Origin of the sequence: Mycobacterium ostraviense (assembly GCF_002705925.1) — a bacterium.
GTDB lineage: Bacteria > Actinomycetota > Actinomycetes > Mycobacteriales > Mycobacteriaceae > Mycobacterium > Mycobacterium ostraviense.
In genome coordinates this window covers 1-476 of the sequence record NZ_NKRE01000025.1, presented here as the reverse complement: position 1 = coordinate 476, position 476 = coordinate 1, and the positions used below count along the sequence as shown (strand labels likewise).

1 protein-coding gene is annotated in these 476 nt (G+C 73.3%); it reads right to left on the bottom strand.

Translation table 11 applies throughout. The features are described 5' to 3' along the window. On the bottom strand, positions 1 to 476 hold a 476-nt coding region (locus tag CDN38_RS27670; protein ID WP_142361387.1), incomplete at both ends, for an AMP-binding protein.

The window sequence follows — 476 nt, the reverse complement described above, 5'->3', positions numbered from 1 at the left end:
CCATCAGGATCCGCGCCTGGGCGCCTACTCCGAACAGCTCGCGTTGGGCCGCGGCCATCCCCAGCAGGCCGGCGTGGCCGACCGCCACTCCCTTGGGGGTGCCGGTGGAGCCGGAGGTGAAGATCACATAGGCGGTGTTGTCCGCGCTGAGCGGGGAGCGCCGGTCGGTGTCGGTGATCGGGTCGGCGTGGCGATCCGAGAGGTCCAGCTCGTCGACGCGGATTACCGGGCGCGCCCCGGCCCCGGCCAGGCTGTGGGCGGCGCAGCTGAGCACACACACCGCGTCGACCGCGTCGAGCACCGCGGCGATGCGCTCGATGGGATGGGCCGCATCCACCGGCACATACACCCCGCCGGCCTTGACCACGGCCCACCACGTCACCACCAGGTCGGCACACCGGTCCATGGCCACGCCCACCGCGCGCTCGGGCCCGACCCCCGCCTCGATCAGCACCCGCGCCAACCGCGTCGATGAC